The sequence below is a fragment of the Rubritalea squalenifaciens DSM 18772 genome (assembly GCF_900141815.1).
GTDB classification, from domain to species: Bacteria; Verrucomicrobiota; Verrucomicrobiia; order Verrucomicrobiales; family Akkermansiaceae; genus Rubritalea; species Rubritalea squalenifaciens.
In genome coordinates this window covers 531,724-556,973 of the sequence record NZ_FQYR01000003.1, presented here as the reverse complement: position 1 = coordinate 556,973, position 25,250 = coordinate 531,724, and the positions used below count along the sequence as shown (strand labels likewise).

Below are 25,250 nucleotides of genomic sequence, written 5' to 3'. Positions count from 1 at the left end.
CTAATGCCAGAGCCACCTAATGAATCGCCTCCCGCTACGGCAAACCAATTTTTCTCATGGCTACAACAGAAGTTATTCTCCGTACTAAGATCGACAACCTCGGCGCTGAAGCTGACGTTGTAAAAGTTAAGGCTGGCTACGCTCGCAACTTCCTCATCCCACAAGGTAAAGCTTTTGAAGCTACTGAGGAAAACCTTAAGCACACTGAAGAACTCAAGGCTGCACGTGCCGAGCGTGAAGCTGCTGAACTTACAGATGCTCAGGCTACTGCTGCTAAGATCAAGAAGTTCAAGCCAAGCTTCACCCTTGAAATCGGTCAAGGCGGTAAGGCTTTCGGTTCTGTTACTTCCATCGACATTCACAAGAAGCTCGAAGAAGCAGGCATCGTTATCGACCGTAAGAGCATCCAGCTTGAGAGCCCAATCAAGACTTCCGGTGAATCCACCGTTGAAATCAAGCTTCACTCAGACGTTTCTGCCAACCTCGTTATCACTATCGAGTCTGGCGAAGAAGCCTAAGTCGATCTTCCAGACCATTTTTCCAGGCTCTCCACTAGGAGAGCCTTTTTTGTGCCTTAAATTTTCTTCTACCCGGTATTAGGTTCTAGGTTATAATAAATCGTGATCGTCCAGCAGTCTCTTTGAATAGATGAACTATCTGCCTCGTCTAAATGATGCGTGATACATCATCCAGATCACCCAGCAAACCAAACTACACTAAGATGAAAAAACATTGGATCACTCTCTCACTCGCAGCGGCTACTGCATTAGCCGGTCTATCCTCTTGTGTCCCCATCGACCCATACTACTCAGGCGGACCTGGCTACTACGGTGGCTCAGGATACATTAACAGCCTCCCCCCTGGATACAGTGTCGTGCATGTAAGCGGTAAAAAATATTACCGTCACCGTGATGTTTACTACGATTATCGTAATGGACGGTACTACCGCATCTCTGATCCTCATCGTCGCTCCCACCATGACCATCACTCAGCCTATCGCAGAGTCGTTGTCCGCGGCGAGGTGTATTATGTACGAAATGGCGTGTATTACAAACGCCACAATGGACACTATGACCGCGTCTCGAACCCCTACCACTCAAGAGCGCACCATCATCCGAGCTACAAAAGAGTCATCGTCAGAGGCCAGACCTATTATGTACGTGGTAACCAATACTACCGCTACGACCGGGGCAGATACTATCCCGTACGTAGCCCATACTCCAGGTACTAAATTCCAGATAGATTCCAACGATCAACAATCAGAGCCGCGTTCACCCAGCGCGGCTTTTTCTGTGATACGAGGTATCTCATCACGCAGTTTCATGCTATAGTTACCATCCCCCCTGAAATCCAACAAGCGACCAAATATCATGGACTTATTCAGGACAACAATGATCAGCCTCACTGCTGTAATTCTAGGCATCACTTCTTGTGAGACCTCGAACCAACCATACTACGGCAGCCCTTCCGCCTATGGTAGCAGCTCCACCATGCAAGGCCTCATCGTACATGGAGAGCAGTATTACGTGAAAGGCGGCGTCTACTACAAACGCTCAGGCAGCAGCTACTACCGAGTAGCTAACCCCTACTCCAGCGCTGTGAGAGCCATACGCTGATTAACATCAGTTTCCGAACCACAAAAAAAGCCGTGCATCTTGTATACACGACTTTGGTTATCATTACTATTGCATCCTTATTTTAGCCAGCTGCAAGATAGCTTCTAAGCATCCAGATCGTTTTCTCATGGACCTGGATTCTCGCTATCATCAGATCTTCACTCTGAGAATCGTCAGCCTCGGCAGACAGATCCCTAGCCTCCGCTAGACTTTCCACTACTTTGCCATTGGCATAAGCCAAATGCTTCACCATTTCCTCAGCAGAGGCATCCTCACGCAGCTCTTTCATCCCAGACATATGAGCTAGATTACCAAGTCCGCCCGGTGCCAGCGCTCCCAGAGCCCGTACACGCTCGGCTATTTCATCCACAGCAGTGAACAGTTCAGTGTACTGTTGCTCAAAAGCGGCATGTAATGCAAAGAAACCTGGACCACGCACATTCCAGTGACAAAGGTGCGTCTGACCCAGTAAAGCATAGCTGTCAGCCACCACCTGCCTTAAAGCTCCGACTACATCTTTCTTTTTATTATCAGACATAATTCATTCTAACATACATGATCTGATATCCAAAATAATTTCTCTCCTAGCAGGACATAGAGTCTACCAAACTATCAAGAACACCTTACAAAAGATCCCCTGCTTTGTAATAGTTGAAATAACCAGCACGCGGCATACTCACCATCGTCAACGGTATGGTACCAAGTGTCGTGGCACATCAGACGTAGAGAGTTACGTGCCTGCTCAAATGCCAAGGTGGATGAGCTGGATCTGAGGCCACAGAATGCGGTGCCTGCGGTTGGTCCATCGTGTGTGTTAGGCTGCGTTGCCTACCCCATTGATACCCGTGCTGTATCGAAACGCAGTGCGGGTATCTCTACTGTAGCTCAGAAAGCTCCTTCTGGAAGCCACCTGATAGAATCGGAAATCTACACCAGGTCTTGGGATCAAGATTTTCATCATCCACGTGGAAACTAGGCGCATAGCGCTCCCTCTTCCATTGGTTACGTGACCACAAGCGGAAGAATTTGATGACCCACTGCTTAAGTTGCTCGTGCTCGTATTGATCAAAGCGGTCTCCCATGAGAGTAAGGACATCCTGAGGGGCTCGCTTGTCCCGTATCGCAGCTCGCTCAATGGCATCCAATACAGGGTAAGGCATCAGGTCTCCTTCATCCGTCTGACCATGATCAGCCGGCCTAAGTTCCGCCGTGGGCTGAAGGTTGTTCACGTAATTCAGCGCAGGCACCTGCTGGATGCGCTCACTTCCCACAGTCTCAAGCCAGACTAACCATTCCCGGAGAAAGGCTTTATCGATACCAGCGACAGGGCTCAGCCCCCCACAAGTATCGCCATCCATGGTAGCATAACCTACCGCAGCTTCACTGCGGTTACTCGTAGCCAAGAGCAGGGCTGAACGGACATTGGCCAACATCCAGATACCAGGTGCACGCACTCGGGCTTGGATGTTTTGAAGAGGTACATCGTCTGTTTCCCAGGTCAATTCTCTCCCCAGACCTTTGCTTACCATACTGGTATATCCCTCCACCAAATCTGCGATCTCCCAAATTTGGTATTCAGCCCCGAGATACTTGGCCAACTCCTCGGCACTCTGCTCCGTAGCATCACCGCTGTGCTTACTTGCCTGATATACACACACCAGAAGCGCCTTCATCCAATCCGCTGACGACTCGGAAAGCTGCATGTATTGGAGTCTCTCACGAACCCCGTTTTCACCTAGTTCACTCAGCGCCAGATCCAGAGCAATTTTAACCAGACAGCTGACTGCTGAGGAATCTGCTCCCCCACTAAGAGAGACAACAAAACCACGGGAATAACTCTTTCGCATGTAATCGAACAAAGCCAAGCCGATGGCATGAGCGAACTCCTCCTCTTTTGACCATTCAGGCCTATCCACATGAGGACTCGGCGCCTTATGATCCGCAGGTAATTCCCAGTAACTCTGAACAAGCCCTACATGATCACTGACCTCCACACGACGACTCGCTGTGGCGACCTGCTTGGTACGATTCACCTCCACATCCACATTGGCGGTGATTAGGGTATGATCCTTGAAGCTAAATCTATCACCATAACTCACCAGATCTCCTGCGTTACTAATCATCGGACCACCGTCAAAGACTACACGTCCTGATTCATTACCCAGCAAATTGGCATAGATGTAAGCACAGCCATAGGCTCTCGCCCCTTCATTGACAAAGCGTTCACGCAATCGCTGCTTCCCAAAGGCAAAATGACTGGCACTAGGATTTAAGACAAAATCGAGACCATAAGCAGAAAGTGCACTACCAGGGCGATCAGCACTCCAGGCATCTTCACAGATCTCAAAGCCAAAGCGAATCCCTCCCACCTCAAACATGAGGTCACCCAGTAAGACTTCCTGCCCCAGACAAGTGGTCACCACCACCTCGTTTCGAGGCCATTCACTGAACCATCGAGGCTCATAGTGCAAACCATCACCTGCCAAATGCTGCTTACCGACCAGGCCAAGCAGTTCACCATTTGCCAGAACTGCCGCTACATTAAACATCGTATGATGATGCCTCCATGGCAAACCAACAGCGATGACCATCCCCTCAGATGCGGCCTTTACAGCTCCCAACATCTGTTCCGCCCTCTCGACGGTATTGGGCATCATGAAAGCATCCTCACAGCCATAACCTGTCAACGCGAGTTCAGGGAGACATAACATGCTCACCCCTAGCCCTCTGGCCTCTTCGATCACTTTGAGGATTCGACTCAAGTTACCCTCCCAATCCAGAGGGATCTGATTAACACTCGCAGCGGCTACGTGGATGGTCTTCATATCTAACTTCAAATATGGTTCCACAACATCCCCCCGGCGTCTACACTGGACTTTGTATATGACGGCCAGCATCAACACTATGTTGAAAACAGAATCTTATTTAGAAATTCTTTCTGTCCATCTTGGACTTGGTTCGACTTTCGGCGTATGACCACTAGTTCGCGCTTAAGAACTTTAGGCAAAGAAACTATTTTCAATTTTTTTCTCTGACTCATTAGTCCTACTGCTCGACGAGGAACCAGAGCTACACCCATGCCCATGCCTACCAGTTGCCCCATTAAGTCAAAGTTTTCAAGTTCGGTACGAGCATTTAACCTAACCCTCAAAGTTAAAGCCCAATCATCGATCACCCGTCGAGTAGTACTCGTATCATTTGGAAGGAGCCAATCCCGGATTGCAGCCCACTTTCTAAAACCCGCTACACCTTCATAGGGAAGATCATCACTTTCATTTGTGATCGCTACAAAGACATCCTCAATACGGTGACAAACCTCCACTTCACTCGGAATGGTATTCATGCCAGTCAAAATACCCAGGTCATAGAGCCCCGCTACCGTACCTCGTAAAACATTTTCGCCTGACATCTGGGACAACACCAATTTCTGGCCAGTATCCATCTTCTGATAAGCATGGAATATGCCAGCAATATGTGATGTTGTCAGCCCAGTTGAAATACACACCTTTAACCGACTTTCATCTAGCTCCCTAATCCTCCTCAAAGCTTCGTCCAATACATGAGGAATAACCTGGGTTTCACGGAGTAGAGTAAAGCCTTTTTCCGTCAGCTGGATTTTACGTGTAGTCCGATCAAAAACTCTAAAACCCAGTCTAGCCTCAGCCGCCTGTATATGGCGTGATATACTACTGGGTGACAAACCTGCCTGAGCACTTGCAGCAGTAATAGCACCACACTCTGCAACTAATCTAATCAGCCTCAAACTCTGTAAATTTATATCAAGCCCCTCACGCATTAATGCGTATAATGCAAAAATAAACCACATGATTGCAATAAAAGAAATATAGAGGATCAGCTATCTATTGATACATGGCAAATAAACAAGACAAGGCCCCACTCAATGTTCCCGGTAAATTTTACAATGACTATAGCTGTATTGACTGCGGTTTATGTCCAGAAACAGCACCCAACATCTTTCGTCGAGATGATGAAGAAGGTATTAGCTACGTTTATCGACAACCCAGCAATACAGATGAACTAAGATTGGCGATCGAAGCCATGGAATGCTGCCCGACTGAATCCATTGGCTGTGATGGATAAGTCCCATCATTCACAATTATTCAGCTACCGTCTTGTAACTTCTCAAAATAATTATCATGATAATAATCATGCTTCGTCATTCTACCCTCCAACATTTCAATGAAGCAGTTGCCAAGCTTTACCAAGCAGATCTCAACATCAGAAATTATGAGCGTAAGTGCTATGAATTCTTAAATAGTATCATTCCCTCTGAGTTTATCGTTTTTGGATCTCTCAACCTAAAGAATGAACAACTTAGTCTAGAAATCAGTGAAAGCGTCAGTGACTTCCCAGAAGCCATGGAGGCTTTTGGTCAACTCATGGGTCAGTACCCGTTATTTCGCTGGGACCCTCAAGTAAACTCAGGCAAACCTTTCTATAGGGAAGATTTCTACAGCCGCCGGGAATTCCGAGAGCTAGATATTTTTTCTGAAGTCTATACCAAAATTGGAGTCGATTCACATTGCGCCATTCATGTCCCAAGCAATCAACAAGAGATCGCTTTCTTCGGCATCGAACGCATGGGGTCTCAGGATTTCACCGTTGAAGAACGTGCATTGCTTGATTTGTGCCAAACCCACCTATCCAATGCCCGCTCTCTTGTTTTTTCGTTGGCAGACCAACAAGACAAACAAGTATCCCCTGACGCCTTGTATGCGAGCGGCTTAACTCCCCGGGAAGCTGATGTCCTCACATGGCTATCTGAAGGGAAATCCAATGATGAAATAGCCATTCTACTACAAATTGGACTCCACACGGTCAAAGGCCATTTAAAATCCATCTTCCAGAAGATCGGAGCCCATAACAGGCTGGAAGCCGCACTCTGGGCCATACGCATGAGCAACAGAGGAAATCTAGACCGCGATCCCATTAAGCATGTGGATGTTAGAATCAATACGCATGCCTACCCCTCGATCGAGGGGTAACTGCTGACCAACGGATAAGGTATACTCTACTCAGAAATTAGCCAAAAATACTAATTCCTCCCCATCTGATTTTAATCGATCCCCCCAAATACCACCCCGGTAGCCATGCAAGTCACCAAAAGACTTCCATGGCTACCGACATTTGAATCACAACTAACTTCAATCTTGTATCTTTCGCCCGAAAAGACACACTTCACTTCATGCAATCCCACGAGGTTCTCAAGAAAGCTTTTTCTCAATCCTCCCCCAAGGCAATCGCTTCTGAATTAGGTGTGTCACTCTCGCTCGTATACAAGTGGGCTCAGGAGCAATCTGAAATTGGCTCCGGCAGCCGTAACCCTCTCGATCGTGTCGTCAAAATGCACGAGATGACCGAGGACAACTCACTCATTGAGTACTTAGCTGAAAAATGCGGCGGTTACTTTGTTAGAAACCCAGAGAGTCATTGCCAGAAAGGCTTCCAATATCTGCCGGCTACTACTGAGATCGTCTCCCAGTTCTCTCACTTGCTTGCTCGCATTTCACACGCAGCTCTGGACAATTCGATCACCCAAGACGAAGCGAATGAAATCCGTCAAGTATGGGATAAGCTCAAAGGATATGCCGAAGGCTTCGTGAGATGCTGTGAAGAAGGCGACTTCGAACAAATGGATGAAGACGAAGATGCACCGGAGAAAATGGAGGCAGTCCGTAAAACACTCTATTAGGTCTAGCTACGAAAGCACCTCCCCCCTCACCCAGCTCAAATAATCCCGGGATCCTGTCTCGGGCCTGAGAGCAATCAGCTCAGGCACATCATAAGGATGCAGATCTACCAAGGCATGCTCTAGTGCCTGATAGGCATCTTCAGTCGTTTTGATAATACCTATCACCTCCTTCTCGCAGCACACCTTGCCTTCCCAACGGTAAATGGACTCTGCCCCAGGAATGATATTTACACAGGCTGCGAGTTGCTTTTCGATAAGCACTGTGCCAATCTGACGCGCACACTTTTCCTCCGGAAACGTCACAAGAACCACTAAAACATTCATACCTCGCAGTATATGAAGGACGGCTTTCTAGACAAGCTAATCACACGCCTGGACCGCTTTTCCCCCGGAGAAGTGCAGAACCTCGTCTCCCGTCTCATTAGAGAGAAAGGCTTCCTGGAGAGTGTATTCGAGGCCCTCAGAGAGGGTTTGCTGATTATCAGTCCCGAAGGTCATATCACCTTTGCCAATGCAGCAGCCCACGGCTTCTTCGGCCTCGACCCGAATAAATGCATCGGTCAGCACATCAGCTCGGCAATTCGAGGACTCGATTGGCAGTCGATAGCCAAACCAGACCGCGTGGTAAACCGAGACATGGAGGTGTTTTACCCAGAGAACCTCTTTCTAAACTTCTACCTGGCTCCCATCAACTCGCTGGTAGAAGCCGAAGAGCAGCACCTGGGCTATGTCATGCTGGTCAGAGATGTGACCAAATCCAAACGCGAGGCCGAAGAGATGCTTGAGAGTGAAAAACTCAATGCGCTTACCCTTCTCGCAGCCGGTGTAGCCCATGAGATCGGCAATCCACTAAATTCGCTGGATATTCATCTTCAATTGATGAGCCGCAAGCTACGTAAACTCCCCAAAGGTGACCAGGACGAGCTATCTGCCCTTCTCAACACAGCACAAGGCGAGATCAGGCGGCTGGATTCCATCCTTAAACAATTCCTGCATGCAGTCCGCCCATCGTCAGTGAATCGAGAGAAGAGCCAGTTACACGACATCCTGCATACCACGCTTCAAACGCTCGAGGCAGAATTATCCAGCAGGAATGCCCAAGTCGCTCTCAACCTGGATGAATCCATGCCTTTGCTGGATATCGACCCGGACCAAATGCAGCAGGCTTTCTACAATATCATTCGTAATTCCGCACAGGCATTACCTGCCTCAGGTGGTATTCTCACGATTTTCTCTAAGTACAACGACTACGAGGTTACCATGAGCTTCCGCGACAATGGCTCTGGCATATCTCCTGAGCACATGGGCGCACTTTATGAACCCTACCGTACGACGAAAAAAACGGGCTCAGGCCTCGGCCTTTTGATTGTGCGCCGAATCATCCGTGAACATGGAGGAGAACTCGAAGTCGAAAGCGAAGAAGGCAAAGGCACCATCGTCACCATTCACCTCCCGCGCAGAGAGAAACATCTCAGACTTCTAGAAACCACCGAACCATCACCCCTGATTGATTTGGAGAACTAACCCATCATCAAAGACTCTAGCTATATGGAACCTACAATTCTTATCGTAGATGACGAGAAATCGACCCGGGATGGCCTGAGAATGGCCCTTGAGGACGACTTTGATTGCTATGTGGCCTCAGACATCAGAGAGGCCATGAACATCCTGAAGTCGGAAAAAATAAACCTCATGCTGACCGACCTCAGAATGGGCGCTGACAGTGGGATGGATCTCCTAGATAAAGCTCTGGCACTCCCCGATCCTCCCATCGCCATTATGATGACCGCCTATGGTTCTGTGGACACGGCTGTAGAGGCCATGCACCGTGGCGCCTGGCACTTCGTCACTAAGCCTCTCAATCTGGACGAAGTAGAAATGATGATCCGTAGGGCATTGCGCTCCAGGCAACTAGAGAGCAAAACTAAGGAGCTTGAGGAAGAGAACATCCAGCTGCGTACTCAAGCCGGCAAAACACCCCATGGTCTGGAAAAGCTCATCGGCAGCTCTCCCGCCATGGCTCAAATTCACTCAATGATCACACAGATCGCTCCAACCAAAGCGACTGTTCTCATCGAGGGTGAATCTGGTACAGGTAAAGAAGTCGTAGCCAGAGCCATTCACTCCCTCAGTGGGCGCCCTCAGGACAAGTTAGTTACCGTCAACTGCGCAGCTTTATCACCACAGCTTCTTGAATCAGAGTTATTTGGTCACGAGAAAGGCTCATTCACTGGAGCCAGCCAACGCAGGATTGGCCGCTTCGAACAAGCGAACGGCGGCACGATCTTTTTAGACGAAATCGGTGAAATCGATCAAGCCACACAGGTCAAATTATTAAGAGTCCTCTCAGAGCGCACCATTGAGCGTGTTGGCTCGAATACCCCCATCAAAGTCGATGTCCGGGTAATCACCGCAACAAACAAAAACCTCAGAAAAATGGTCTCAAAGGGAGAATTCCGAGAAGATCTTTTTTTCCGCCTCAATGTCGTAAAAATTGAGATGCCCCCGCTCCGTAGTCGCACTGAAGATATTGTCTTGTTAACCAATGCTTTCCTCAAAGAGTTCTCCGAGGAAAACAGCAAACCCAATAAACCACTAACAGACAAAGCACTACAACTACTCCAACATTATCAATGGCCTGGAAATGTTCGTGAACTCCGCACAGCTATCGAGCATGGCGTGGTCATGAGCAATGATGACCAGATCAAAGCCAGCCATTTACCCTCTATTATCCAAACTGGCGGGCTGGGCAATCTAACAACGGACCCCTCCGTTTACGAGCCTTCTGGTGATCTTTCAAATGAATTGAAAAACACCCTTGCCGACTCGCCGGAATTCAACTTGCATGCATTGGAAAAAATAACCATTCGCAAAGCTCTGCAGTATACCAATGACAACCGTACTGCAGCCGCTGAATTGCTAGGTATTAGCAGACGCACTTTGCAACGAAAACTCAAAGAAATAGAAGCCTAACCCTCTAATGAGCATATCGAATCAATTTGATGGAGCAAAGCTAGCCCGGAGAGGTATTTTCTTCGCACTCCTCATCGGCATCACCCTTCTCTATACCACCTTCTCATTTAGAGGTCTGTCTCACAAAGATGGTATCGATCAGGCTCAGATTGGCCGTGAAGTCGCTCGTGGTAACGGACTCAGCACCAAGATGGTGCGCCCTATTTCTATTCAACAGCTGGAGTCCTCTGATAAGAAAGTGAACTTGAACCACATGTTCGACACTTATCACGCACCGCTCAATGTACTCGTTTATGCAGGCGTCATCAAGATGGTTGGCGGTGATGATGCAGGCAATTACCGGATGCTTGCCAATGATACTGTGTATAAACTGGACCGTGTGATCGCAGTAACCTGCAGTCTCTTCTTCATTATCTCCATAGGAATAAACTACCTGTTGATCAGCAGGATATTCGACAAGAAAATTGGCTCGGTAGTCGCTATTCTCATGATGGTCAGTGAGTACATGTGGCAGATCACTCAGTCTGGTCTGCCCCAGATGCTGATGCTGATGCTTTTCTCTTCAGCACTCTACATGGCCTGGAGAGCAATCGAGATTCAGGAGTCCAAGGGCAGGGCTTTCTTGCCAGTCATCATTTCTGGCTTTTTCTTTGCCCTGCTTGCACTGACTCACTGGATCACCCTGTGGATGTTCGTAGGCTATGTTATATTTGCCTGCATCTACTTCCGTCCTCGAGGAGTCGTGGCGGTGACATTGATTGGTATTATGCTGCTATTCATCGTTGCCCCCCTCATCTATTACACGACACACAGTGACAACCCTCTGGGGACAGCTTTTTATGCACTCCATGCTGGTGGATCAAGAGACCACTTCATGCGTAGCCTGGAGATTCCTCCATTAAATATCAAGGGCTTGAATCTTCGTATTCTAGGTAGCTTTGTAACTCAGATAAGCTACATCAACTTCTTCTTAGGAGGGCTCGTCATAGCTCCTGCATTCTTCTTGGCGCTGTTCCATCCATTCAAGAGAAGCAGCATCTCAAAATTCCGTTGGGGAATTCTCCTGATGTGGGTATTTGCCGCCTTTGGCATGTCTCTCTATGGCGCCGGAGATGAAGCAGTGGATCCCAACCAAGTACACATGCTCTTCATGCCACTCATGGCAGCCTATGCAGTAGCATTCCTCTGTATCATCTGGGCTCGTGTACCATTGAGTCAGCAGGGAGGCCTAGTGGGCAACTTACACATTGCCGTAGTCGTCCTCATCACAGCTGGACCACTAATTTCCACCTTATTCTTGCTCTCGAGAACTCATGATAACACTAATTCCCCCATTGGTGTGAACCCTGTCAGCCTGAACCGTAATTTGGCTGATGTTACCGATGAAAATACTCTCATCGTATCCGATCAGCCGTGGGCTATCGCATGGTACGCAGACAGACAAAGCATCTGGATGCCCTTGAACAGCGAGCAGCTGGAAATGCTCGAAACGATCGCCGAAGAGCAGCAAACTCCAGTTTCAGGACTTCATTTCACCATGGCTTCGTATCAGGATGGAGATATCCTTGACAGTTTCCGTGTTAACCAAGATTTGTCCCCTATCGCCTACTCACCATGGATGGCCTACATGTCTCAGTCAAAATCGCGTGACTTGTTCGCCAGCAACCCTACTGTAAGCAAACTCATATCGCCAATCAACGGCACCTACAAACACACCATTATTCTCGAAAACTTATTCCGTCCATCAATCTACTATTCGCGTAACGCGGTCACACCCAATATGGAGGAATAAAGTTACCAGCTTTCGACATGCCCAAAAAAGATCAATCAAACGAACCTCAGAGCTTCGAGAAATCGCTCCAAGAGCTCGAGGACATCGTCAATCGTATGGAAAGCGATCAACTCCCTCTTGAAGAGTTGATCGCTCAATACGAGCGTGGCGCCTCTCTACTCGCACAATGCGAGAGTACTTTAGAATCAGCAAAAAAACGTCTTGAAACTATTGCCAAAGGAGAGAAACCAGCAGCAGCAAAATCACCTAGTACACCATCATCATCCGATGACGATGAAATCCGACTCTTCTAACGACGTTCCCGCTCTACCGCGACTCCTTTCCACAATCAAGCAACCTGAAGACCTTAAGAAGCTTAACCGCACAGATCTTCCCCTACTTGCTCAGGAAATACGCGATGTATTGATTTCCCGCCTCTCCGTCACAGGCGGCCACCTAGGACCGAACCTTGGTGTTGTTGAGCTCTCGATCGCTCTGCACTACGTCTTCGATTCCCCAGAAGACAAATTCACCTTCGATGTATCCCACCAGGGCTATGTCCACAAGATGTTGACTGGCAGAGCCGAAGAGATCCACACCATCCGTACATATAAAGGTCTCAACGGCTTCTTACTCCGTACCGAGTCCGAGCATGACTGCTACGGTGCTGGACACGCTGGCACGGCAGTATCAGCCGCACTGGGCATGGCTTCAGCCAGAGATCTCGTAGGAGGTAAAAACAACGTTGTCGCCGTTGCTGGCGACGCTGCCTTCACTTGCGGAACCACCTTGGAGGCATTGAACAACATTGCCGAGACCTCCAAAAAATTCATTGTTGTCCTCAATGATAACGAATGGTCGATCGACCGGAACGTTGGGGCGATGGCCAAGTATTTCAACAACCTGCAAACCAGCTCCACCTATTCTGCCGTTCGCAAGAAAACGGCTGACATCGTCGAGAAAATCGCAGGGTACGGTGCGCGCCAATTCGCTCACAAAATCGAGCGCGGTGCCAAGAACCTCCTCATGCCAAATGTCTTGTTCGAGAAATTTGGAGTGCGCTATTTCGGCCCGGTTGACGGTCACGACATCAACATGCTGATCGACACCTTCTCCTACCTCAAGGAACAGGAGGAGCCTGTCGTTCTACACATCATTACGGAGAAAGGCCGCGGCTACAAACCAGCACTCGACAATCCTGGGAAATTTCATGGCCTGGGTGCCTACAAGATCGAAGACGGCACCACGGCTGCTGCAAGCACGCCGACCTATTCTGAAATCTTTGGCAGACACTTGACCGATTTCGCCAAGAAAGACGAAAAAATCACGGCAATCACCGCCGCGATGCCAGGTGGCACCAAACTGGACATTTTCAAGAAAGAGGTCAACGAGCGCTACTTTGACGTAGGTATTGCCGAAGAGCATGCGGCCCTATTCGCCTGTGGTCACGCTTGTGAGGGACTGCGCCCTTTCTTGACCATCTATTCCACCTTCATGCAGCGCGCCTATGACATGATCATCCATGACATCGCCCTGCAGAACCTTCCTGTGCGCCTCTGTATGGACCGCGCCGGTCTTTCCGGTGATGACGGCCCTACCCACCACGGTCTGTTCGATATCGGCTATCTACGCCACGTCCCTGGCATCATTCACATGCAGCCTAAGGATGAAGATGAATTCGTCGACATGCTCTGGACAATGGCCAACTACGATGACGGCCCAACAGCGATTCGCTATCCTCGTGGAGCTGGAGTCGGTGCCACACCGAAGAGTGAGCCACAGATTCTGGAAATTGGTAAGGCTGAACTCCTGCAGGAAGGTACGGATGTCTGCCTCATCGGTCTTGGCGAAATGTTCGACATGGCGGTACAGACCAAGGACAAACTTGAAGCTCTCGGCTACTCAGTCACCTTAATCAACCCACGATGGATCAAGCCACTGGATGCTGCCATGATCACCAAGTTCGCTAGCCAATCCAAGGTAGTTTGCACCTTTGAAGATCATGTACTGATGAATGGTTTTGGAGCCTCCATCATCGAACTCCTGCACGACCATGATATCCCCACACATGTGGAGCGCATTGGCTGGCCAGATGAATTTGTAGAACACGGTAAAGTTCCGGTTCTCAGAGAAATTCACGGTCTAACCGTAGAGGATGCTCTAAAGAAAATCCAGAGACATCTCCAGTAAGCCTCACGATACCCAAGCATTTTCAATGCCCGTCTCTTTCAGACGGGCATTTTTTATTTCAGAACGCTCCTGAAAAAACCGGAAGTCTCGCTGAGGGGCACATTGGATCCAGACTGCGGCTGAGGTACCACATCTTCCCAAGTGAGCATGTCATCACTCCTTTGCAAGCAGCCATTATAGTTGACGGTAGCTTCCTGAGCCCCAGCGCTAGCAGCCCCCAGAGTAATGCTGGGATCCTGATCTGGCACGATTCTGCGGATAACGCCGTCCTTTTTATTACTGAGATAATAGCGGCCTGGAGTATTCACACTAAAACGTAAGTCCGCTCGATTGCTTTCCCCAAAGAAGCGCCGTGCACGCTCATCGTTGATCATATCCAGAAAGCTGACCACCAAACCTTTGGAATCGACCAGATGAAGCTGCTTTAGACCATCTTGGCCTCCGGCTAGTGGGTCAAGATCGACATTGAGCACAAAGAGAGTTCCCGTGGGGAAATCTCCGAGTAACAAATGGCCGTCCAAAGCGGTGACGCAACTCCCCCTCGCCACTTCGCCTACCGTGATCGCTCTGTTGTTGATAGATGGAGATTCCGCGATCATGTTGGCATGGTCATACTCGGCCACAGGATCGAGCATCACAGAGCCACCGTCTCCTTCATCCCCAAAACTCCCCTCGCGTATGTCCCAGCCAAAGTTCCCGCCATTAAGGCCTTCATTGATTTCCTCAACACCATTTTGTCCGATGTCCGCAATAAACATCTTCCCAGACTGGATATCCCAGCCGAACCTCTGCGGATTTCTCAAGCCATAGCAGTAGATCTCCGCCAGTGTGGATTCCTGATTATCCGATGCAAAGACATTCGTTGCGACATAACCATACTTACCGTTTTCAGAATTACTTCCGAGAGGATTGATACGCAGGATCGCACCGAATGGATTTTCGGTATTTTGGGCATTTCCCTGAGGATCATTAGCACCACCTCCATCACCCATTGCAATATAGAGGCTGCCATATTCTGCATCTCCCGACTGATGATGCGAGTTAAAGGCAATCAGCCCCCCATTGTGTCCCGTGTATGGCTGCTTGATACGCATCAACTCCCGGTAAGGAGATCCTGGATTCGCAGGGGTGAAGCTGAGTGAAGCCGGATCTGCAATCTGCCACTCCAGGAGTACTGTATGAAACGCCTCCTCACCTCCTGGGTCAAAATCCGGTGTGATACTCGTGTTTCCCGAACTCAACAAGGTATAGATTTTTCCGTACCCAGGGCTCCCTTCTTTGTGGTACTCCGGGTGAAAGGCAAAGCTTTGAAAACCAGCCTCGGAAGAAGATATTAACGCAAGTTCTGTATAGTCTCTAAGGTCCAGAAACTCATTCGTACTCCCCGTATCGGTATCAATAAAATACATGACCCCACGCTGATCATTGGCAAACAATCGTCCCTCACTATCCTGCGTCACCAAATTAATACGCGCCGGCAAATTGTCAGTATCAGGAAGAGTAGCAACATCTTCAACCTGAACGCTGAATGAACTATCTGGAATTTGTTCAGGGAAGTAATCCTGAGCTACTGCGGCAACACTTGTATATACTAGGACTAATAGTAGACCTTTGGGGAAGGCATTAGGCATGGCCGCGAGTTAGTCTAATCAAAGTTATTTTCCAAATAAATTCTGGTTGAATTTTTGTCAGCCAAGTGCAGATTACCCATAGCTAACCCGCTGACAGTGTCAGCGAAAGCAATTTGCCTACTTTAGTGGGGGCGTTTTGGTTTCGACTGGATGTTGGAGGGCAACGCCGCATGTAGAGGTTAATCGGTTGGCCTCTTAAAAAGCCGATTAAACAAATAATTGCAGACTCTAACGAGCTCGCACTCGCTGCTTAATTGACGGCGACGCCTGAACCCAGACGCCTATTACGGGGGATCGCGACTACTTAAATAGGCTGGCCATGAAGCCGGGTATCCGGGCCGATTGGCGAGACTAAACAGGATAATCGGGAAGCGCGAGTGGCTGACGGGCAGACGCCTCCTTAAAAACAACCCTGACAGCTAAACATGTAGAAGCTTGCCTGAAAGGCATTTAGGACACGGGTTCAACTCCCGTCGCCTCCACCATCAGGGCCGATGTTCTCTCCGAGAGTGTCGGCCCTGATGTTTTCAGTAAGTGAGAAGATTTACCTACAGCCTCCCAAAACCACCCCTCACATAAAAGCCTCACTCCCCTGTAGGAAGTGAGGCTAACAACTTAAAACTGCTAGATTTCTTAAAATCCCTGAGGGCCTTTAATGACTTCAAGAGGTCTAAGAAGACCATCGCGGAGGTCATAGATAAAACTGTGGATATGGAGTCCTTGGCCACGCTGCCAAGCATCAATCACTGGAGGAGAAACAGCTACATGGCGTGCCTGCTCAATAGCATTCAGCTCACAGAGCCTGTTTACCTTATTCTCTCCTTCCAATCTCTCAAGCTCCTCGCGATGGCGGAATGACACGTCATCGATGTGGCGGATCCAACTATCGACAAGTCCGTAGCGATGACCATCCATGGAGGCCATGACTCCTCCACACCCATAATGCCCACACACGATGATGTGCTTCACTTTCAGATACTCCACAGCGTAATGGATAACAGCAAGACTGTTAAAATCGGAATGTACGACCAGATTGGCTACGTTGCGGTGAACGAAGACCTCACCTGGATCGAGACCAAGAAGTTGGTTGGCCGGCACGCGACTATCCGCACAGCCAATCCACAGATACTCTGGAGTTTGGCCTTCAGCCAAGCGCTCAAAATACCCGTGATCCTTGGCAGTGATATCGGCTGCCCACAACTTATTGTTCTCTAGTAGTCTCTTGATGCTATCCACAGTTTTAAAACTATCCAGTAACATTCTGGCTTTAACAAGCCCCATCACAGAAAAATAAGTCACCACAGAGCCGTCTGAAAAAACTAGATTGATCTGAGAGACTGAAACACTATGGTGACATTTGTGCGTCGTTTCAGGGTTTATCAGCCCGGTTCATCAAAGCATAAAATCCACCTTCCATAGTGAGCCAACCCAACTTAAATCCTCAGAATGAACAACATAAGCGCCAGTGGCTCACACTAGCGAGGCAATGCCGACGCAAGATCAATCTGGCTTGGTGGCTGGACACCCTCACGATTCCTCTGACAATTCTCGCTATACTCACAGCTCTTACGGTTATTTTACTGAGAAAGTTCTATGCCGATCTCGCACTGAGCTACCAAATCTTGATCCCATTGGCTGGGCTCTTCATGGCGGCTATAGCTGCCTACCTACCTGCCCGAAAACACTTTGAGTCACTTCAGGGAATTCTAGTCAGACTGGATGCCCACCTTAAGCTGAACAACGCGCTAACATCAGCCTTTGACCAGAGAGGCCCCTGGCCCGCCATACCAGAAAACCTCAAAAACCCGACTGGCAACCAATGGAAATTGGGACGCCTCCTTCTCCCCATCGTCGGTACCTCAGCGCTACTTCTGTCTAGTTTCTTGATCCCCGTCTCCGCGATGTCTCTTACTGCTCAACAGTCGAAGCAACCGCATGCATGGCAAGTCCTCGACGCCGCTCTTGAGGAACTGGACGAGAACGAAATCGTGGACAAAGACTACATCGAGAAAAAGCGAGAAGAGCTCGATCAACTGCGTCAAAAAGATAGCGAGGAATGGTTTTTTCATTCCACCCTTGAAGCTACTGACAACTTGCACAACTCCCTCAAGTCAGACGCCTCAGAGCTTAAGCGCCAACTCGAACAGGCCTCCCACGCACTCAATCAGCTCAATGAATTTGGCTCTGAAATGACCGAGAAAAACAAGGAAAGGCTCATGGACGAATACCAAGATGCCATGAAGCAACTTGAGTCAGGCGCCATGAAACCCAACAAAGAGCTCGTAGATAAGCTGTCACAGCTCGATCCCGAAATGCTCAAGCAACTCAGTAACATGAATCCTCAACAACTAGAGGAGCTCAAAAAGAAAATGAAGGATGCCATCGATGGATTGGATCAGCTGGGTGGCAATGGCTGGCCAGAGCAGCCGAAACCTGGTGGAGGCAAGAATGATAGTGAAGATGGCGATGAAGAAGAAGGTCCAGGTCAAGGTGGTGTAGATCGAGGCCCAGGCCACGCGGGCAATGCGACCGGAAAGGAAAAAGAGCAGCTTAACACTGGGAATATCATCCCCCTGGAATCCAATGACACAAACAGTCCCCTTCCTGGAGACCTCCTTCAAACCACGGATTCAGATCACGATGTCGACAAGACTCCGACTGGCCCCCAGGCCGGTGGAAACACTCAAAACCAAGGCTCCGGTGGTAACCGGGTCTGGAAAAATTCGCTCCTCCCGAAAGAGAAAAAAGCCCTCAAGAATTTCTTAAAATAACCATCTACCAAGCAATCGCATGGAATTTGCAAAAGAACCCGAAGTCGAACAGGCTGCCCAACAAATTCAATCCTTATCAGACACCCTCAATCAGGTCCTATTCGGGCAGGAGGCTTTGGTAGATCTCGTTATCACAGGACTCCTAGCACGTGGCCACATTCTCTTGGAAGGTCTTCCTGGACTAGGTAAAACCGAACTGGTCAAAGGGCTCTCACATGCTCTGGGTTTAGACACCAAACGCATCCAGTTCACTCCAGACCTTCTACCTGGAGACATCACAGGTAACCCAGTGCTGCAGGAGATCGACAATAAGCGTAGCTTTGTGTTCCAGCCTGGCCCCCTTTTCACGAATATTGTTCTGGCTGATGAAATCAACCGGGCCTCGCCCAAAACGCAATCGGCTTTGCTTGAGGCTATGCAGGAACACCGCGTCACCGTACTTGGTGAAACACACCCTCTTCCACTCCCCTTCTTTGTACTGGCCACTCAAAACCCAATCGAACTGGAAGGCACCTACCCTCTTCCCGAAGCACAGTTAGATCGTTTCCTTTTCAAGTTAGATGTCAAAAGGAACAGTGTGGATACTCTTGAGAAAATTGTAAACCAACGTGAACTGGGCACCGAGCCGGAGACCAGGCAAGTGGTCGATCAAGCAACTCTGCAGAGCGTACTTGATACCGTCCGCGCTATCTACCTGCCCGATGTCGTGGCTAACTACATTGCACGTTTAGTGGATGCGACTCATCACGGCCAGAGCAAAGCCGCCAGCTCAATCAAGTTTGGAGCCAGCCCTCGTGCAGCCCTCTCCATGGCCTCTGCCGCCAAAGCCCGAGCACTGATCAACTCCCGCACCAACGCGAGCTTCGAAGACGTCAAATTCGTCGCCAAAGCGGTACTTCGACACAGAATTTTACTCGAGTACAACGCGAAGATCGAAGGCGAGACTCCTGATAGTGTGATTGAAAAAATACTCAACGAAGTTCCCTTTCAAAACACCAAGACTCCTAAGCACCTCACAAACGCAAATTAATCCCATCGTCCTAATCCATGCAGGCCTATAAATACCTTCTGGCATTCTGCCTAATGCTCCTTCCCATTAAGTTCTGTGGAGCACAGGAAATCCTTCTCAACGAGAGACTAAAGAATGGCTCTGAGATAACTATCACCTCACTATTCAGCCAGATGCCACCCCATGGCTATTTGCCAGTACAAGTCCGTATCAACAACCAGCTATCCAGAAAGAACACCTCTTGGAGACTCACAGCAATCAGCAGTAAGGATCGCTTTTATAGGGCCGGCTCCCAGATGACATCTCGATTTACCTGTTCCTGCCCAGCAGGCGAGTCCAGGACCTACGACTTGGTTATTCCCCTGGTAAAAATCTTTTACTACTCAAGTGGCTATGGATCTAGCAACGCTAGCTTGAACATTAGAGGAGTTGATCAAGACGGCAAAGAAGTCGATGGTTATATGAGCTCCTATGATTACTCAACTGGCCTAGTCGCAGTCAGCCAAGCGATTGAAAGGGCTAACGAGACCAAAATCTCATCTCCCTCATCATACCACGGAGGATCATCTTCTCTCAACACCTTTGACCCTGTTTCCATGTCCAGCGACTGGCGCGCCTACTCAGGATTAAAGGCAATCTATCTGAAGCAGGAGGAATGGGATAAACTGTCCGCTGAGGTAAAGAACGCCATCCTCCAGTGGAACCGTACAGGTGGCGAGCTCTCTATCCTGACCACACATCCTGCGATTGCTCTGGCCTCTCTGGATACCGACACCGTCAGCGGGTCTTCTGCTACTCGAAGCTTCGGCACCGTATCCTTCCCCCTAAAATCATCTGGTGATGTGTTGCCGACAAAAGAGCTCAAGAACATTGAAGGCCTTCTTGATAGCAACAATTCGCATTTAGACGATTTTGATAATTCATTCAGTAATCTCTGGGGCCTTTACCACATGCTTCCAGAGAAAAACAGTAGCCCTACATTTTTTATTTTTGTTTTGTTAGTCTTTGGCATTCTCGTTGGCCCGGTTAACGTCTTCGTTTTTGCCAGAAAAGGTCAGCGCCATAAGCTCTTTTTTACGACTCCCATTATCTCAACTATCGCCTGCTCCCTACTAATTGTGCTCATCATCGTACAAGACGGCACAGGGGGTAAGGGCGTCCGCTGCACAATCATGGAAATCTGTTCCGCCAATGAAAATACAGCCTACATAGAACAGGAGCAAATCGCCAGGACAGGTGTGATGTTCGGCACCGAGTTCACTCTTTCAGACTCTACCTGCATCACCCCTGTAGCTACAGAAGTCAACAGAATGGCCAGAGTCACCACTAGCAATGAAGGTGGCAGTAGCCAGTACACCCTATCCAGAGACGACAAGTCCCTGGTTGCCAATGGTGACTGGTTCCAGTCCCGTTCAGAGATCGGCCATTACCTGACCGAGGTACGCCCCAACCGCGGCACTCTGAACTTCTCACTCACCGGCGCCAGTCCTCGAGTCAACTCCAGCTTGGACTTCCCAGTTCAAGAAATCATGTATTGTGACTCTGATGGTAAATGGTGGAAAGCTGAAGCACTAGATTCAGGCGACACCTCCGAGATGACTCCTATCGGCTCACCTGCCGTCATTGAGTGGATCAATACTCAAAAATCAGGAATCAGTACCTACATGCGAGACAAACTGGATGTCCTTCTAACCAGGAAAGGCAGCTTCATCGCCGTCACTGACCAAGGCCCCGCGATTGAAACGATTGACTCGATCGACTGGAATTCACGCACCATCATCACAGGAGCCGTCAACTAACTGCCAACCATCAAACAATTTACATATTACTAATATGAGTGCTCCAGCAATCGCGGCCCACAATCTCGTTCGTAAGTTCGGCAAGCTCACCGCAGTGGATGGTTTGAGTTTTGAAGTCCCCCATGGCTCCGTCTGCGGATTCGTAGGCGCCAATGGTGCGGGAAAGACTACCACCATGCGGATGATATCCACCCTGGATTATCCCACCAGTGGTTCTGCTGAAATCTGTGGAATCAATGTGGTCGACTATCCTGCTAAAGTCAGACAACTCTTGGGCTGGATGCCTGACCATTTTGGCAATTACCAGAACATGACTGTCCTGGAATATCTGGATTTCTATGCCAGAGCATTAGGCTATCAGGGTAAAGAACGACTGATGCGGGTGCAAGAGGTCATGGAATTTGCCGATCTCATCCCCTTGGCGGATAGATTATCTAACAAGCTCTCAAAAGGCATGACCCAGAGGCTTTGTCTGGGTCGCTCCATGATCCACGATCCTCAGGTATTAATCATGGATGAACCGGCAGCCGGTCTTGACCCAAAAGCTCGAGTCGAGCTGAAACACTTGATCCGGATTCTCGCGGAGGAAGGCAAAACTATCTTCATCTCCTCCCATATCCTGTCAGAGCTGGGAGAAATGTGCGACTCCCTGCTCTTCATCAACAGTGGAAAAATCGTGCACCACGGTGATGCGGAAAGCCTTAAAACTGGTTCAGACCAAAGCAATGGCGTGCTGTACGATGTGCAGCTAGCAAGTAACCCTGAGCGACTCTCTGATTGGGCGGTCACTTCTCCATACGTCGAGATTGATGAGACGCGCAAACGTGGGGCACGGATACGCATCATGGACTCCAACCCTGACCACGCAGCTGAAATTCTGGCCAGAATGATCAAGGATGGTCTTCCCGTTATCGAGTTCCACCGAGAACAACGCAATCTGGAAGACGCCTTTATCGATATCGTCAGTCAGCTTGATCGAGAAAATGCAGCTCAACTAACAACAGCCGCCAACGACTAACTCCTCTCATCCCAACTTTTTTTCACATTACATGAACGCCGTAAACGAACAAACAGCGGATCAGGTGGCTCCGGAATCCCCCTTGCTGCGAATTTTTGATTTCCCAGACAAAATCAGCCCCATGCTTGTCAAAGAACTGCGACAAGGACTCAGAGGTTGGGGCTTTGTGAGTCTATTCATCGCCTTGCAGGCTATCATGCTGCTTTTCATGCTGACTCTTAGCTTATCTAAGAACTATGGTGACCTAGGACAGGATGTCTCCAGCATGATCTTCCTATTCTTCTCACTGGCAGCTCTTGTCATCCAGCCTCTGCGCGGCATGTCCAGCCTCTCTACTGAAATCAAGGATGACACCATCGACTTGATGGTCATGACTAAACTGAGCGCCTGGAGAATTACGCTTGGGAAATGGGTATCTTTATTCAGCCAGACCTTGCTCTTGCTCACCGCCCTGCTGCCCTACCTCATTCTGAGATATTTCTTTGGCGGCATGCAGTTGATTCCAGAGCTTCTCATGCTCTTTGTCATCTTGGTACTCTCTGGAGTAAGTACAGCGCTTGCCGTAGGCCTCTCTGCACTGCCTTCGATCATTCTCCGTGGCGGTGCCATGCTTGCGGTGGTCGGATTTTCTACCATTGCGATTTTTGGACTATTTGCAGATAGCAGCTCAACGACCAGGGAAATCCTTACCTTCCTGGCATTTGAGACCGAGGGCATGGCGAACTTCTTCCTCGGACTGCTAGTCATCTCAATCTACAGCTTGCTCTTCTTCTTGGATTTTGGGGCTTCCCAGATTGCTCCTAAAGCGGAGAATCGGGCTACTCCTCGTAGAATCGTCGGCACCATACTCCTGCTTCTGAGTTTCTTCGTATTCTCACTTAATGCTGACGAGACTGCTGCTGCCGTGGGAGCCATGTTCACCATCATTGCAGCAGGGCCATTGCTCATGTTCAGCATGAACGAACCTATGGAGCTGGCCCCGCGCGTCGTCCGCCCATTCCTCAACAAAGGCTTACTCGGCACCTTGTCCAGCCGCCTCCTGTACCCGGGATGGTGTGCAGGCTCCTTCTACTCCGTCTTCTTTCTGGCGCTCTGCTATTCCATCTTCGTAATTATCCTCTCAGGAGTTCCGCACAAATCAGGTTTAGTGGAAATGCATACTGTGATCATTAACCTGATCGGTATTTTCATTGCCCCAGCACTGATGGCTCGTGTCTTCTGGAGAAATTCCTCTAACCCCTTCAGCACCTACCTCATTTTCTTCGGTGGATTGATGATCTTATCCATCATCGCAAAAATCATCGATGAAGCCTCCGTTGGTAACCCATCCTCGATCATCCTCTTCTGGCTCCCTAACATCAATTTCTTTGATACGATATCTAGCCGTGCCGCACTCGATGAGGAAGCCCATCTGATTCTCTCACTCATCGTGACTGGTGCTTACACCATATGCCTGCTTATCATCAGCTCCATCCGCGGCAGAAAGATCTACGGCGAGATCGAAGCCCACATGCGTTCCGTAATGAAGAACAAGGTTGAGGCCAACGTGCCGAACATCCCTGAAAAAGTGAATTGATCTCCGCACTTCTGATCAGTGATGCATTCCTACGACTCCATATCCATTCAGGCGCAAAAGAACGCCCAGGCTCATGCAGGCTTGCTCCAGTTGCCTTTAGCCGAGCGAGTCTGGCGCGGTGCAGCCGGAGAATTCCAGGGAGCTGGCGTAGGCGCGTCCATGGACTTCCAGGATCATCGAGTTTATATGCCTGGAGATGACCCACGCCACATCAACTGGCAAGCCTACGCCAGAACGGGTCACTACACGATGAAGCTTTATCGCGAAGAAGTCCGTGCGGTCGTCGATATTATCTTCGATATCTCCAAGTCAACTACCTTTGATGAGACGAAGTCACTGCGTGCCTTCGAACTTCTTCACCTGGTACATCATTGTGCCACCAAAGCTGGCGCATCCACTGTCACGCATCTTATCAACGGAGATCAGCATGTACAGATTAGCAGCCAAGCACTCTTGGCCAATCATTGGAAAGTAGCAGAGAACATCACCTCAACAGCTTCCCCACAATACAATGCCATCCCCCAGTTTCAGAAGCTACCGCTACGAGGCAATGCTCTCAGGGTCGTCATCTCTGACTGCCTCTATCCTGGCGACCCATTGCCGATCCTGCGCTCACTGAGTCAGCGAAAGAGCGGTCTCATCATCCTCTCCCCATTTCTGGAATCCGAAGCTAATCCCAACTGGCAAGGCAACTACTTCTTCATCGATTCTGAAACAGACAAAAGCCAGTCCCATAGAATTGAGCAGAAAACCTTACAGCGCTACATCACAAACTACCAAAACCATTTCAATACCTGGAGAGAGGCCGCCACCCGTGTTCAGGCTCTGTTCACCAAAGTAAGCGCTAACAGCCCCCTGCTGGAATCCTTGCAGCATGAAGCCATCAAGTTAGGAGCCTTCTCCTTATCCTGATCCTATGGAATGAATATCGTCGTCACCAATCCTCTCGGCTTTTTGGCACTTCTGGGCATCCCAGTGGTGCTTCTGATTCATTTTCTCCAGAGACGCCCAAAGGTCGTACCTATTAGTACTCTTTTTTTGCTCGAGAGGTCCCAGCCGGAGTCATCACGCGGTAAAAATTTTGAGCGGATTATCAATAGCATCCCACTATGGCTTCAGCTCCTCCTGGTACTCTTGCTCACCTGGCTGTTGATCCAACCCAGATATAAAAACACCCAAACCA

23 protein-coding genes, 1 other RNA gene and 1 pseudogene are annotated in these 25,250 nt (G+C 49.2%); 19 read left to right on the top strand and 6 right to left on the bottom strand.

Annotated features, from left to right (window positions below):
- Positions 1-56: 56 nt before the first annotated feature.
- The 3 genes from rplI (at position 57) to BUB27_RS07700 (ending at position 1,616) form a co-directional block, all read left to right on the top strand.
- Positions 57-518: a 50S ribosomal protein L9 gene (gene rplI, locus BUB27_RS07710; RefSeq protein ID WP_143183238.1), complete on the top strand. Its 462-nt coding sequence runs from the start codon at positions 57-59 to the stop codon at positions 516-518.
- A gap of 203 nt (positions 519-721) precedes the next feature.
- Entirely contained in the window at positions 722-1,231 is a 510-nt protein-coding gene (locus BUB27_RS07705) for a DUF6515 family protein (RefSeq protein WP_143183237.1), read from the top strand.
- Positions 1,232-1,391: 160 nt separating this feature from the next.
- A complete protein-coding gene (locus BUB27_RS07700) occupies positions 1,392-1,616 on the top strand; it encodes a hypothetical protein (protein WP_159434863.1) in 225 nt (74 codons plus the stop codon).
- 82 nt (positions 1,617-1,698) lie between these two features.
- Here BUB27_RS07700 and BUB27_RS07695 read toward each other — a convergent pair whose 3' ends face one another.
- From BUB27_RS07695 to BUB27_RS07685, 3 genes are all read right to left on the bottom strand, one after another.
- Positions 1,699-2,154, bottom strand: coding sequence for a Dps family protein (locus BUB27_RS07695; RefSeq protein ID WP_143183235.1), 456 nt, complete (start codon positions 2,152-2,154; stop codon positions 1,699-1,701).
- 337 nt (positions 2,155-2,491) lie between these two features.
- Entirely contained in the window at positions 2,492-4,441 is a 1,950-nt protein-coding gene (gene nadE, locus BUB27_RS07690; RefSeq protein ID WP_143183234.1) for an NAD(+) synthase, read from the bottom strand.
- Between the two features lie 77 nt (positions 4,442-4,518).
- Positions 4,519-5,442, bottom strand: a complete 924-nt coding sequence (locus tag BUB27_RS07685; RefSeq protein ID WP_143183233.1) for a LysR family transcriptional regulator — start codon at positions 5,440-5,442, stop codon at positions 4,519-4,521.
- 44 nt (positions 5,443-5,486) lie between these two features.
- Between BUB27_RS07685 and BUB27_RS07680 the strand changes: the two genes are divergently transcribed.
- The 3 genes from BUB27_RS07680 (at position 5,487) to BUB27_RS07670 (ending at position 7,329) form a co-directional block, all read left to right on the top strand.
- Positions 5,487-5,717: a ferredoxin gene (locus tag BUB27_RS07680; RefSeq protein ID WP_143183232.1), complete on the top strand. Its 231-nt coding sequence runs from the start codon at positions 5,487-5,489 to the stop codon at positions 5,715-5,717.
- Positions 5,718-5,785: 68 nt separating this feature from the next.
- Positions 5,786-6,622, top strand: a complete 837-nt coding sequence (locus BUB27_RS07675; RefSeq protein WP_159434862.1) for a helix-turn-helix transcriptional regulator — start codon at positions 5,786-5,788, stop codon at positions 6,620-6,622.
- Positions 6,623-6,822: 200 nt separating this feature from the next.
- Positions 6,823-7,329, top strand: coding sequence for a phage regulatory CII family protein (locus BUB27_RS07670; protein WP_143183230.1), 507 nt, complete (start codon positions 6,823-6,825; stop codon positions 7,327-7,329).
- Positions 7,330-7,335: 6 nt separating this feature from the next.
- Here the strand turns inward: BUB27_RS07670 and cutA are convergent, their stop codons facing one another.
- Positions 7,336-7,653: a divalent-cation tolerance protein CutA gene (gene cutA, locus BUB27_RS07665; protein ID WP_143183229.1), complete on the bottom strand. Its 318-nt coding sequence runs from the start codon at positions 7,651-7,653 to the stop codon at positions 7,336-7,338.
- Between the two features lie 12 nt (positions 7,654-7,665).
- Here cutA and BUB27_RS07660 point away from each other — a divergent pair, with 12 nt between their 5' ends.
- The 5 genes from BUB27_RS07660 to dxs are packed head-to-tail and all read left to right on the top strand — an operon-like array spanning position 7,666 to position 14,263.
- On the top strand, positions 7,666-8,853 hold the full coding sequence (locus tag BUB27_RS07660) for a two-component system sensor histidine kinase NtrB (RefSeq protein WP_143183228.1): 1,188 nt from the start codon (positions 7,666-7,668) through the stop codon (positions 8,851-8,853).
- Positions 8,854-8,877: 24 nt separating this feature from the next.
- On the top strand, positions 8,878-10,302 hold the full coding sequence (locus BUB27_RS07655) for a sigma-54-dependent transcriptional regulator (protein ID WP_143183227.1): 1,425 nt from the start codon (positions 8,878-8,880) through the stop codon (positions 10,300-10,302).
- 7 nt (positions 10,303-10,309) lie between these two features.
- Positions 10,310-12,094 (top strand): ArnT family glycosyltransferase, encoded by a 1,785-nt coding sequence (locus BUB27_RS07650; protein WP_143183226.1) that lies wholly within the window; start codon positions 10,310-10,312, stop codon positions 12,092-12,094.
- A 17-nt stretch (positions 12,095-12,111) separates the two neighbouring features.
- Entirely contained in the window at positions 12,112-12,387 is a 276-nt protein-coding gene (gene xseB / locus BUB27_RS07645; RefSeq protein ID WP_143183225.1) for an exodeoxyribonuclease VII small subunit, read from the top strand.
- Entirely contained in the window at positions 12,362-14,263 is a 1,902-nt protein-coding gene (gene dxs / locus BUB27_RS07640) for a 1-deoxy-D-xylulose-5-phosphate synthase (RefSeq protein WP_143183224.1), read from the top strand. The genes xseB and dxs overlap by 26 nt, the downstream gene beginning before the upstream one ends.
- Positions 14,264-14,316: 53 nt before the next feature.
- On the opposite strand, the gene BUB27_RS07635 is transcribed toward dxs, so the two are convergent.
- Positions 14,317-15,894 carry a PQQ-dependent sugar dehydrogenase gene (locus tag BUB27_RS07635; protein ID WP_143183223.1) on the bottom strand — a complete coding sequence of 526 codons (1,578 nt, stop codon included), beginning with the start codon at positions 15,892-15,894 and terminating at the stop codon, positions 14,317-14,319.
- A gap of 127 nt (positions 15,895-16,021) precedes the next feature.
- Here BUB27_RS07635 and ssrA point away from each other — a divergent pair.
- Positions 16,022-16,379, top strand: a transfer-messenger RNA (tmRNA) gene (gene ssrA, locus BUB27_RS07630).
- Positions 16,380-16,527: 148 nt separating this feature from the next.
- On the opposite strand, the gene BUB27_RS07625 is transcribed toward ssrA, so the two are convergent.
- Positions 16,528-17,130, bottom strand: a complete 603-nt coding sequence (locus tag BUB27_RS07625) for a carbonic anhydrase (protein WP_143183222.1) — start codon at positions 17,128-17,130, stop codon at positions 16,528-16,530.
- A 182-nt stretch (positions 17,131-17,312) separates the two neighbouring features.
- Between BUB27_RS07625 and BUB27_RS07620 the strand changes: the two genes are divergently transcribed.
- From BUB27_RS07620 to BUB27_RS19260, 7 genes and pseudogenes are all read left to right on the top strand, one after another.
- Complete coding sequence (locus BUB27_RS07620) at positions 17,313-18,665, top strand: hypothetical protein (protein WP_143183221.1); 1,353 nt, start codon at positions 17,313-17,315, stop codon at positions 18,663-18,665.
- Between the two features lie 19 nt (positions 18,666-18,684).
- Positions 18,685-19,695, top strand: a complete 1,011-nt coding sequence (locus BUB27_RS07615) for an AAA family ATPase (RefSeq protein ID WP_143183220.1) — start codon at positions 18,685-18,687, stop codon at positions 19,693-19,695.
- A 17-nt stretch (positions 19,696-19,712) separates the two neighbouring features.
- On the top strand, positions 19,713-21,473 hold the full coding sequence (locus tag BUB27_RS07610) for a hypothetical protein (protein WP_143183219.1): 1,761 nt from the start codon (positions 19,713-19,715) through the stop codon (positions 21,471-21,473).
- 34 nt (positions 21,474-21,507) lie between these two features.
- Positions 21,508-22,491 (top strand): ABC transporter ATP-binding protein, encoded by a 984-nt coding sequence (locus tag BUB27_RS07605; RefSeq protein WP_143183218.1) that lies wholly within the window; start codon positions 21,508-21,510, stop codon positions 22,489-22,491.
- Between the two features lie 31 nt (positions 22,492-22,522).
- Positions 22,523-24,067 carry a hypothetical protein gene (locus BUB27_RS07600; protein WP_143183217.1) on the top strand — a complete coding sequence of 515 codons (1,545 nt, stop codon included), beginning with the start codon at positions 22,523-22,525 and terminating at the stop codon, positions 24,065-24,067.
- 21 nt (positions 24,068-24,088) lie between these two features.
- The gene (locus BUB27_RS07595) at positions 24,089-24,979 is read left to right on the top strand and encodes a DUF58 domain-containing protein (protein WP_143183216.1); all 891 of its coding nucleotides are present in this window, start codon (positions 24,089-24,091) and stop codon (positions 24,977-24,979) included.
- A 9-nt stretch (positions 24,980-24,988) separates the two neighbouring features.
- Positions 24,989-25,216, top strand: a pseudogene (locus BUB27_RS19260) (BatA domain-containing protein); the annotation flags it as partial.
- Between the last annotated feature and the right edge of the window lie 34 nt (positions 25,217-25,250).